Consider the following 8,730-nt stretch of genomic DNA (forward strand, 5'->3'; position numbering starts at 1 on the left):
GGGGAAGCGCCGTCAGGCGTCTGCGTTGCCATCCGACGCCGCGGCATGCTCCGGCCGGCGTCCCTTGAAGCCCTTGGCGAGCAGGAACATCTCCACCGATTCGGCACGCGAGGCGGCGGGCTTCACATGGATGACCTGCCGGAAATTCTGCTTCAGCATGGTGAGCAGGCCGTGCTCGGTGCCGCCCTGAAAGGTCTTCGCCAGGAAGTGCCCGCCCTCGCCCAGCACCTCGACGGCGAAATGCGCGGCGACCTCGCACAGATGCATCGTGCGCAGATGATCCGTCTGGCGGTGGCCCGTGGTCGGCGCGGCCATGTCGGACATCACCAGATCCGGCGTGCCGCCGACCGCTTCGATCAACTGTCGCGGTGCGTCGGGCTCGAGGAAATCCATCTGGAAGATGCGCACCCCCGGCAGCGGGTCCATTTCCAGGAAATCGATCGCCGCGACGCGTGGATCGGCGTCCGTGGACCCCGTCACCCTGGCGGCGATCTGCGACCAGCTTCCCGGTGCGGCGCCAAGATCGATGATGCGCTTCGCGCCGGCGAGGATGGCGTGCTTCTCGTCGATTTCCAGAAGCTTGAAGACCGCGCGGGCGCGATAGCCCTCAAGCCGCGCGCGCTGCACATAGGGATCGTTGATATGACGCTCGATCCAGCGGCGCGAAGAGGCCTTGAGCTTGCCCTTCTTCACCTTCTGGCCGATCTTGCGGCCGGTGCGGTTGCCGCCGGCGGGGGGCTTGGTCATGAGGACGATCCTTCCGGCCTTGCGGAATTGCGCGGCCCGCGATGACCACGGCGATGCCGGCCGCGCCGCCAGACGCCATCGTCGGCCATCATGTCGGTGAGCAGCCCCTCGCGCAAGCCGCGGTCGGCGACCCGCATGCGCCGCGACGGCCAGCGGTTGCGGATGGCTTCAAGGATCGCGCAGCCGGCCAGCACCAGGTCCGCCCGGTCCGGGCCGATGCAGGGATTGGCCGCACGGGCGGAGAAATCCCACGACAGAAGCCGCGCCTGCATGGCCGTGACCTCCTCGTCGGAAAGCCAGACCCCGTCGACCTGGCGGCGATCGTAGCGCGGCAGGTCGAGATGCACCCCGGCCAGCGTCGTCACCGTGCCGGAGGTGCCGATGAGATGGAAATCGTCCGGCGTCGCCCAGACGGTATCGCTCGGGCAATCGAAATCCGCCAGCAGCGCCTCCACCTCGGCCACCATCCGCGCGAAGCTTTCCGGCGTCACGTCGCGGCCGCCATGGCGCTCGGACAGCGTCACCACGCCGACCGGCAATGACGCCCAATGGGTGATGTGGTTGGCCAGACGCGTGGACCGGTTGTCGCCGATGCGGATGACCGCGATCTCGGACGAGCCGCCGCCGATATCGAACAGCACGACGGATTTCGCCTCGCGGCCGACCAGCGACGAGCAGCCGGATACGGCAAGCCGAGCCTCGGTCTCGCGGTTGATGATCTCCAGTTCCATGCCCGTTTCCGCCCGCACCCGGGCAAGAAAGCGCTCGCCGTTGGCGGCCGCGCGGCAGGCCTCGGTGGCGATCAGCCGGCTGCGGCGGATATTGCGGTTCCGCAGCTTCGTCGCACAGATCCTCAGCGCCTCGACCGAACGGTCCATCGCCTCCTCGGACAGGCGCCCGTTGGCGGCCAGCCCCTCGCCGAGCCGCACGATACGCGAAAATCCGTCGACGACACGGAACTGGCCCGGCCGAGTCGGTTGCGCGATCAGCAGGCGGCAATTGTTGGTGCCGAGGTCCAGCGCGGCGTAAAGCGGCATCTCATGGCCGTTTCGTTCGGCCGGCCGATGCACGGCCGGAGCCTGATGGCCGTTTCGTTCGGCCGGCCGATGCACGGCCGGAGCCTGATGGCCGTTCCGCTCGGCCGGCCGATGCGCGGCCGGAGCCTCATGGCCGCCCCGCTCGGCCGGACGATGCGCAGCCGGAGCCTCACGCCGGAGAGCCGTCCCCGCCGGAGCGGGTGTTTGCGGCCTGTCGGCGGGTGTGCCCGTCGATGAAAGGGATGGCGGCGGTGAAGCTGTAGGGGACGAGCGGCGAGCGCGGTTCTTGCGGCGGCCCTTGCCGCCTTCGGCAGGAGGCTGTCCGGCGGAAGCGGCATCGCGCTGCCCGACGGGCGCAAGCGGCCGCACGTTGTCGCAAGCGACGCTCTTGCCGCGCCGGCGACGCCGGTTCTTGCGCACGGCTTCGCCGGGATGTTGCTGGGAAGGGCGCTCCACCGCGCCGGACGGGCCGGCGGGCGGGCCTGCGGGAGCGGAAACGGCAGACGCGGCACTGACGGCCTTCTGCTTTCCCTTGCGGCGACGCGCCCGCTTCGGCCGCGCCCCGTTGCCCGCATCTTGCGCCCCGGAAACGGGCGGCCTTGGGCCGCGGTCGGGGTCGTTCACATTACTGCCTTAGGCGCCGCGCAAAGCCTTGTCCGCCGCAGCAGGCGCTCTCTCGATTTTCGTTGGCGCGATATTACCAGCGGCGCGCCCTTTCGCCAAATTCTTTTTGCATGCCCCCCGACAAGGCCTTTTCCAGAAGTCTTTCTCGCATTTTGGTGAAAAACCATTTGCATCCGCCGGTCTTTTGGTTATAAGCCCGCCTCACAGGCAGCGGCCAAGCGCCCGCACCGGTGGGGAATAGGTTAACGGTAGACCCACGGACTCTGACTCCGTTAGTCCTGGTTCGAATCCAGGTTCCCCAGCCAAGCCTTTTTCGGCGATATTTTCTTATATTTTTCAATCACTTAGTGGTTTGATTTTTCCGTTGCGTACCTCTGTACGCACCTCTCCAGGTACCTCACCGGAGCCTGTGGAAAACCAATAGACGCCCCGCCTCACAGGAAAACCAAAACAAGTGCAGGGCTACCCTCAAGCGGCCTCGGCCATCACTCGGTAGACCGTAGACCGCGCCACGTTGAACCGCTTGGCTACTGCCGAAGGTTTATCCCCTGCGGCCAAAGCTGCCCGTATGGCGTCACCATCGACCGTCACGGGTCGGCCCTTATAGCGCCCCTCGGCTTTCGCCTTGGCAATCCCTTCAAGCTGCCGCTCTTTCCGAAGGTCAGTCTCAAACTCGGCAATGGCTCCGAGCATGTTGAACATCAGCCGCCCCGTAGGGGTCGTGGTGTCGATGTTCTGTTCCGTGACCACGAGGTCAACGCCCTTGGCCTGCAATTCCTTCGCGATGGCGTGGAGGTCCGACACGGAACGCGCCAGCCGGTCCAGCCGCGTCACCATTAACAAGTCTCCCTTGCGGGCAAACTTGATGGCTTCGGCCAGTTTGGGGCGGCCATTGCGTGACGTGCCGCTGGCCTTCTCTATAAATATCTCTTCCGCTCCCTGACGGTTGAGAATGTCCACTTGGGCGGCTTCGTTCTGGCCGGTGGAGGAAACACGAGCATAGGCGATTTTCATGGATAGCTCCCGTTGTCCGATAAGGTTAAAGACATAATCGGAATATCGTCCGATAAATCGCCTGTCAATCCATATCGGACAGAAAGCAGCTCGTCGCCTTTGTCGCGTGTGGGTATACCTTCTCGGACATAATGCACCTCGCGGCGAGATTATACCGCCGCTCCTGCCTCGATCTTGATTGTGCAAAATGGGCTCACATATATCTCGCAGACCGCAGCCAGAAGCTGGAGCGGTCAAACCTCACATTGTTGAACTCGTTCGGAATATTGGAGATTTCGATGAGCGAGAAAATGTTCGAAAGCCCTGTGTTCGTTAGAGTGGCCGAAGGTCTCATTGAGGAAATTGCCTGTCTCGAAGACGCACTGGAATTTCTCTATGACTGGCCGATGAAAAGGCGTGGTTCAATTCACCAGACAGCCGTTAGAGCCTGTCAAAGGGCATTTGAGGGGAACTTCCCACTGTCTGGTGCACGAGATGCATTTGTCGGGTTCGCCAAGTCAGCCAAGATATTCGAAGACATAAGGGAGCCCATGCCTTGGATGATTGGAAAGTCCGGTCAAGGCGGTGATGCGACTACCTAGGTTCCGCCGAAACGCCAGAAAATGACGGGCCTAGGGGGGGAATGGCCATTGCCTTATAATTGGATTACCGGCTCGAATTTTCGCCCCAAAACAAACCGGCTCTCTCCATCTCCCACGGGATGCCCATTTCCCGCACCCGTGGCGACCGTAGAGCGGCGTCAGGTTGTTCCCAAGGGAAAACCTTCGGCAAGCTGCAAGGAGCGCCCTCAAGACCACCACCGCAGCGAAAAGAATGGTCATGTGGCTGGCTATTGCCCCGACTGCTGTGCCTGATGATCGTATTCACCAAAAAACAGAGCCACGGCTTTAACACCGTGACCCTGTGGGTATGTTCAGGCGGCTTCCTTGCAAAGGCATGGCTGCGCATTGGCCTTCCTTGCCGTGTCAAGATCGCCCGAGAAGTCAGGCAAGGGTCTGTAGCGCCTTCGGATAAGGCCACGATTATCGTCATCTACGATATCATAGGCCGCCCATGCGCCAAGCGACCGGGGTTTGAAGATCGGGGTTGTTCCACGAACCACCATGACCATCGTCTCGGGAGAATGACCACGATCTATCAGCCTCCGGCACAACGGGGGTATCGGGTCTTTACGGGAATAGGTGCTGATGATGCCATCGCAGGTGGCGGTGAAGCTGCGGCCTCTATCGTTGTTCGTAATGTTGATGACCAGCATGAAGGGTTCCTTGCAGTTGTTGCATGCCGATGACCATGGGCCAGAGGCCCGAGGCAAAGCGGCTGGGATGTTTTGAAGAATGAGGACCAGAAACCGGAACGGTTAGTCTTCGGACGAGAACAGCGATCATCATCCTTGCAAGCCCCTTGGTCAGAGCTTGGAAGAAGGCTTCGGTTTAAGCCTTACAGAAAGTATTGATGGAAGATGATGATGAAGGGAATGGCCTAGGACGCAGCTATTGGTTTCCATAAGGGAAACCTAAAGCTAACCTATGGAGATAAGCTATATGCAAACCTAGGGGGGCCTCCCTCCTATTGTGTGGGGTAATTGAGCTTCGATCTTTTCGCACCCGTAGGGACCGTAGGAGCGAACGGGTATAAACAGGGAGGAACCACCTAGAGACGGGCGATTGACGCTCTACGGTCTCTACCGCAGCGAAGAAAACAGACGTAAACCGTTGAGACCGGTTTGGTCTGGCCCCCTACTGTCCTTGTCGCGAATCAACCGATCGGCATATGGTGCCCGCAAGTTTTTGCCCGAGGGGGGCGCTGACAATACATGACGCCACAACAGTTTATTTCCAAATGGCTTAACTCAGCACTCAAAGAACGTGCTGCGGCACAAGAGCATTTCCTTGATCTATGCCGGATGCTGGGCGAACCGACCCCAGCCGATGTTGACCCGACCGGTAAAGATTACGGTTTCGAGGTTGGCGCATCTAAGACCACGGGCGGCAACGGTTTCGCAGATGTGTTCAAACGCGGACACTTTGGTTGGGAGTACAAGGGCACCAAGGCGAACCTAGACACGGCCTTTGCGCAACTTCAACGCTACGCCATCGCTCTAGATAATCCGCCTTTGTTGATCGTCTCCGACATCGGAACGACCATCCGCATTCACACCAACTGGACCAACTCCGTCTCCAAGGTCTATGAGATTGCCATTGCTGATCTTGGCGACCCCGAGAAACGGGGATGGTTGAAGGCGGCACTGTCTGACCCGGAGGCGTTGCGACCATCCAAGACCCGCCAGCAACTGACCGAAGAGGTTGCCGGCGAGTTTGCCGAGCTTGCCCGCCTGTTACGGCAACGCGGTCACGATGCCGAACAGGTTGCTCATTTCATCAATCGGCTGGTCTTCTGCATGTTCGCGGAAGACGTGAAGTTGCTGCCCGACAATATGTTCACTCGGATGCTGGAACGGGCACTCGAAGATCCATCTGAGTTCGAGAGCTTCGCCCGTGACCTCTTCACTGCCATGAAGTCAGGCGGACGTGTCGGCTTCGAAAAGGTCGAATGGTTCAACGGCGGGCTTTTCAACGACGACCTCGTTTTCTCGCTGAGCAAAGATGAAATCAGCATCGTCCACCGCGCGGCCAAGCAATATTGGGGAGACATAGACCCCTCTATTCTCGGCACCCTGTTCGAGCGTGGCCTCGACCCCGACAAACGCAGCCAGCTTGGCGCACACTACACCGACCGCGAGAAGATCATGATGATCATCAACCCGGTCATCGTAGAACCGCTGACGGCGGAATGGGAGAAGGCCAAGGCGGAAATATCCGATCTTATTGAAAAGGCCGCAGCCGCCAAAGGGGGAACACGAACACGCGCCATTAATCAGGCGCAGACCGTACTTGACGATCACCTTCAGCGCCTTGCCGACTATCGAGTTCTCGACCCTGCCTGCGGTTCCGGCAACTTCCTGTATCTTGCTTTGCTGGCTCTCAAGGATTTGGAGCACCTGGCGCAGGTCGAAGCGGAGGCATTAGGGCTGCCACGGGGGTTCCCGAGGATTGGCCCGGAGGTGGTCAAGGGTATCGAGATCAACCCCTACGCTGCCGAACTCGCCCGCGTGTCGGTCTGGATAGGCGAAATTCAGTGGATGATCGGCAACGGCTTCGGAGCCAGCCAAAACCCTATCCTGAAACCGCTGGAGACCATCGAATGCCGTGACGCCCTGATGACATGGGAACCGGGAGCGGGTGAGGAAGACGGACGCTGGGTTGAGGCCGAATGGCCCAAGGCGGACGCCATCATCGGCAATCCGCCATTCCTTGGAACACATAAGCAATGGGACGAGCTAGGTCGAGACTACGTAGATCGCCTTCGCTCCCTTTTCGGCTATCTCCTTCCTGGAAACACCGACTTAGTAGCCTACTGGTTCGAGAAGGCTTGGAAGATGGTAACCGCTGGGCACGTCAATCGTGCGGGCCTTGTCGGTACCAATTCCATGCGAGGCGGAGCAAATCGACAAACGCTTCGCAAGATCGTTTCCTCCGGCTCCATATATGCAGCATGGTCAGATGAAGCATGGACCGTTGAAGGTGCGGCGGTTCGCGTTTCATTGGTTTGTTTCTCCGGCAGTGTTTTACCCGCCCGGCTGGACAACAAGCCGGTTGCATCAATATTTTCAGACCTTACCGCGTCTGTTGTAGGTGCAGACCTCACCGAGGCCGCAAGATTGCGAGAGAATGCCCAAGTCGCCTTTCTTGGAACGAAGAAGGGCGGGCCTTTTGATGTGGAAGGAGAAGTAGCAAGAGAGATTCTCTTAGCACCCATCAATCCAAACGGTCGGTCAAATCGGGATGTCGTTTTCCTTAGAGCGACTGGGGGTGATGTGGCTAGGCGGGCCAGCGATAGGTGGGTCATCGATTTCGGACACGGTATCTCTGAAGCCGATGCTGCCCTCTACGAATTACCGTTTACCTACGTAGTAAAACATGTGAAACCGATGCGGGATTTGAACAAGCGCGAGCGGCGGCGTTCAGCCTATTGGCTTCATGCTGAAACCGCTCCCGGCCTTCGCGAGGCGATCACTAAATTTCAGCGGTACATCGCAACACCACGCGTCTCCAAACACCGCGTCTTTGTCTGGCTCCAAACAAACATATCATTGGACGATGGAGCGGTTGCGATTGCCCATGACGATGACACCCGTTTCGGCATTCTCCATTCCCGGTTCCATGAGCTTTGGTCGCTGCGGATGGGGACATCGTTGGAAGACCGCCCGCGCTACACACCCACGACGACCTTCGAAACCTTCCCGTTTCCTGAAGGACTGACCCCGGACATCCCGGCTGCGGACTATGCCGAAAACCCTCACGCCATCACCATTGCCACGGCAGCGGCGCGTCTCAACGAGCTTCGGGAAAACTGGCTGAACCCGCCCGATCTTGTCCGGCGTGAACCCGAGGTGGTCCCCGGCTACCCTGACCGTATCCTGCCGATCAACGAGGAAGCCGCACAGAAGCTCAAGAAGCGTACCCTGACGAATCTCTACAACGAACGTCCCGCATGGCTACAGCACGCCCACAAGGCGCTGGATGAGGCCGTAGCGGCGGCCTATGGCTGGCCTGCCGATCTATCAGATGACGAAATCTTGGCGCGCCTGTTCGAGCTGAACCAAGAGCGAGCTGCAAAACAGTCATAGCAAGCTGCGGGGGCGATCGTGGAAGCGTGATCGTGACAAGGCGAGGGATAAACTACCCACCACCGTTAACACCTTTCTACGGTTATCACCGCAGCACGAAAAAACCTATTGCCGGGAAACCATCTATCTACCCGACCGAAAACAAGCCTCTGACATGCCCAAGATAAACCTCCCGGTCCCTTGGGGGATTGGCTGCATATCCCCATCCGACCGAGACTGGCGACCATTCTAGCCACATGCTGATACTGGTGAACGGCAGACGCAGGAACAGACCCCTTGGCTTCCATCGGTCATGAAAGAAATCGACATGGCGTCCTACAGCGTCCGCCATAGCGTCCCGAATGTCGCGGCCCAGGTCCGCTGCCTTGACCATGACCGAAGGGAAAGAATGATAATGAACATCACGCATTGAATACCTCCGTTGTGCTCGTGGTGATGATGATGCCGACGGTGACAGGCGGCAGGGGGAAGCCCCCCAAGGGGACGCGTAGGGATTGCCAAAAACACAGCGGTGATGGATGGCTCGTCCTATGCGTCCGCTAAGGGGTTTTGAACCGCCCCGGCTTTACCGGAGACCGTTTGGCTTAAGTTATGCGGCCATGGCTGGTGCGTCCAGCATGG

Annotated in this window: 6 protein-coding genes and 1 tRNA gene; 3 read left to right on the plus strand and 4 right to left on the minus strand. The window is 59.7% G+C overall.

The features are described 5' to 3' along the window. Positions 1-12: 12 nt before the first annotated feature. Together KYK29_RS21865 and KYK29_RS21870 are read right to left on the minus strand one after the other, a co-directional pair. Complete coding sequence (locus tag KYK29_RS21865; protein WP_254693001.1) at positions 13-747, minus strand: RlmE family RNA methyltransferase; 735 nt, start codon at positions 745-747, stop codon at positions 13-15. After that, positions 744-2,408 carry a Ppx/GppA phosphatase family protein gene (locus tag KYK29_RS21870; RefSeq protein WP_254693002.1) on the minus strand — a complete coding sequence of 555 codons (1,665 nt, stop codon included), beginning with the start codon at positions 2,406-2,408 and terminating at the stop codon, positions 744-746. The genes KYK29_RS21865 and KYK29_RS21870 overlap by 4 nt, the downstream gene beginning before the upstream one ends. 231 nt (positions 2,409-2,639) lie before the next feature. Between KYK29_RS21870 and KYK29_RS21875 the strand changes: the two genes are divergently transcribed. Next, a tRNA-Gln gene (locus KYK29_RS21875) sits at positions 2,640-2,713 on the plus strand. Between the two features lie 163 nt (positions 2,714-2,876). Here the strand turns inward: KYK29_RS21875 and KYK29_RS21880 are convergent. After that, on the minus strand, positions 2,877-3,422 hold the full coding sequence (locus tag KYK29_RS21880) for a recombinase family protein (RefSeq protein WP_254693003.1): 546 nt from the start codon (positions 3,420-3,422) through the stop codon (positions 2,877-2,879). A 278-nt stretch (positions 3,423-3,700) separates the two neighbouring features. Between KYK29_RS21880 and KYK29_RS21885 the strand changes: the two genes are divergently transcribed. Continuing rightward, entirely contained in the window at positions 3,701-4,003 is a 303-nt protein-coding gene (locus KYK29_RS21885) for a DUF982 domain-containing protein (protein ID WP_254693004.1), read from the plus strand. A gap of 332 nt (positions 4,004-4,335) precedes the next feature. On the opposite strand, the gene KYK29_RS21890 is transcribed toward KYK29_RS21885, so the two are convergent. Next, positions 4,336-4,677 carry a hypothetical protein gene (locus KYK29_RS21890; RefSeq protein WP_254693005.1) on the minus strand — a complete coding sequence of 114 codons (342 nt, stop codon included), beginning with the start codon at positions 4,675-4,677 and terminating at the stop codon, positions 4,336-4,338. Positions 4,678-5,235: 558 nt separating this feature from the next. Here KYK29_RS21890 and KYK29_RS21895 point away from each other — a divergent pair. Continuing rightward, a complete protein-coding gene (locus tag KYK29_RS21895; protein WP_254693006.1) occupies positions 5,236-8,109 on the plus strand; it encodes a class I SAM-dependent DNA methyltransferase in 2,874 nt (957 codons plus the stop codon). Positions 8,110-8,730 lie beyond the last annotated feature (621 nt).

Origin of the sequence: Shinella daejeonensis, assembly GCF_024281235.1 — a bacterium.
In the GTDB taxonomy this organism is placed as follows: Bacteria; Pseudomonadota; Alphaproteobacteria; order Rhizobiales; family Rhizobiaceae; genus Shinella; species Shinella daejeonensis.

Coding starts and splice junctions, on each gene's coding strand:
- KYK29_RS21880 (WP_254693003.1), bottom strand. CDS start 3,422: ATGAAAATCGCCTATGCTCGTGTTTCCTCCACCGGCCAGAACGAAGCC.
- KYK29_RS21885 (WP_254693004.1), top strand. CDS start 3,701: ATGAGCGAGAAAATGTTCGAAAGCCCTGTGTTCGTTAGAGTGGCCGAA.
- KYK29_RS21890 (WP_254693005.1), bottom strand. CDS start 4,677: ATGCTGGTCATCAACATTACGAACAACGATAGAGGCCGCAGCTTCACC.
- KYK29_RS21895 (WP_254693006.1), top strand. CDS start 5,236: ATGACGCCACAACAGTTTATTTCCAAATGGCTTAACTCAGCACTCAAA.
- KYK29_RS21865 (WP_254693001.1), bottom strand. CDS start 747: ATGACCAAGCCCCCCGCCGGCGGCAACCGCACCGGCCGCAAGATCGGC.